The following is a 1,853-nucleotide window of genomic DNA, read 5'->3' as shown; positions in this document are numbered from 1 at the left end:
CGAACTTACATCGTTTGCATTAAGTAACCGTGGTGTAGCCCGCATGATGGCTAAAAAAGACACCGCAGGCCTTTCAGATTTATACGAAGCGTATCAAATCTCTAAAAACTCACTGGTATCTCATAATTTAACGCGTGCTAAAGAAGATTTATCTTTATAAAAACGTTTTATAACGCGATAAAAAAGCCGATGAAGGGATAACCCTGCATCGGCTTTTTTGTATGCAATTAAACGGGTTATATCGTGTTTTTATCGAATAGACCAAAATTGTTATAAAGCGATTTTTGTTTAGGTAACTGGCTTGTTTGAGTTGTTGAGCAACTATTATTAGTTAACAAGTATAGAGCCTCGCTTAGAAGAGGATCTTTGGTATCGCCCCAATCAGAATTAATGGTATCTTCGGCGTAACAATCTGCAGGTAAACCATCAAAGTAATCACCATAGCCAGCTGAGTTAGTCATTTTAAAGTTTATGGCAAACACAACGTGGTCACAAAGTTGATTAATATCCATGCCAACAGGCTTTCCTCCTGTGCTTGTGCCAACTACTTGAACATCAATGTAAGGTTCTAGCGCATTTATTACCACTTCGCTGGCAGACAATGTTTGTTCAGTGGTAAGTATTACTACACGAGGTAAATTTAGGCGTGGTTGATTATTATTTAACTCGAAATCTACGCTGTTAGTTTCACGGTTTTTATTATATTCGTAATTAAACATAGGCTTGCCAAGCACGTTCTCAGCAGCAATTTGGCTTGCTAGTTGTTTAGCTACATTAAGGTAACCGCCCCCGTTATAGCGTAAATCAAGTACTAGCTCTGAAACGTCCTCTTGCTCGAATAACGAAAATGCGTCATCTAAGTCTTGTGCACTGCGTTCAATAAAACTATTAAAGGCCAGGTAGCCAACCTTACCTGTACTAGATTCTAATATGCGGGCGTCTAGAATAGTGTTTGTGCTAACCGTTGCGCGTGCCATAGTGCCGGTTTGTTCTTCACCGTTTAAATCTATCCACGTTACGTCTACTGTATAACCTTCTTCTTCAGGCCCCAATAAGGCATCGTAGTCAAACGTATTGTTGGTTATTGCTTCTTCAATATTTACACCATTCATTTTGGTGATTAATGAGCCTCTGGTTAACCCCATAGCTGCTGCATTACCATCGTCAAATACATACTTTACAAGAAGACCGTTAGATTCTATTTTGTTTGCTAAACCATAACCAAAATAACTCGCGTTAAGGTATCGGTCTTCATATTCTTGTGCAGTGACTACATAACTGTATTTATCTAATTCTACTTGCGATTTAACTTCGGTCATTAAATCGCTTAATGAGTCAAATGTAGATGGGTTTGTTGAGGTATTTAGCTGTTCACTCCAAAGGTAATCTGTTTGAAGGTAGTCCCAAAGGGCTTCGTTTTGTGCTGTTTGACTAGCACATACTGCAGGGTCGGAACTTATAATATCGCCTTCGTTCTCTGAGGAGCCGCCACATGCACAGAGTAATAAAATTGAGCTAGATAAAATTATATTTTTTGTTTTTTTAATCATGACAATCCTTGTAAATACTGGGTTAATTAACAAAGTTACAACACTAATGCTTTTTTGGCAATAGGTAACCATTGTGTAAATTGTTGAGTTTATTTAAGTTTATTTATAGCTTTTAGTCGGCCAACCTTCGCCTGTAAAAGAAGGGTAGGCTAAGTATATAAGTTAGTATTTCTCATTTATTAGGTTTGTTTTTATCGTTTGTCGCTGCGCTCAGAATTATCTAAAGTTAAGTTGTCACCAACAAGCACGACTAACCAAACAGGAAGATAATCATGAAACGTACACTTTTAAAAACCATCGCTA

Annotated in this window: 1 protein-coding gene; it reads right to left on the bottom strand. The window is 37.7% G+C overall.

Annotated elements, in window-relative coordinates; all coding sequences use genetic code 11:
• Positions 1-236 precede the first annotated feature (236 nt).
• Entirely contained in the window at positions 237-1,550 is a 1,314-nt protein-coding gene (locus PAT01_RS19875) for a S41 family peptidase (RefSeq protein WP_064387009.1), read from the bottom strand.
• Between the last annotated feature and the right edge of the window lie 303 nt (positions 1,551-1,853).

This window comes from Pseudoalteromonas atlantica (assembly GCA_007988745.1).
Classification (GTDB): domain Bacteria; phylum Pseudomonadota; class Gammaproteobacteria; order Enterobacterales; family Alteromonadaceae; genus Pseudoalteromonas; species Pseudoalteromonas atlantica.
Note: the sequence above shows the minus strand (reverse complement) of the source record. Positions and strands in the feature narration are given on the sequence as shown.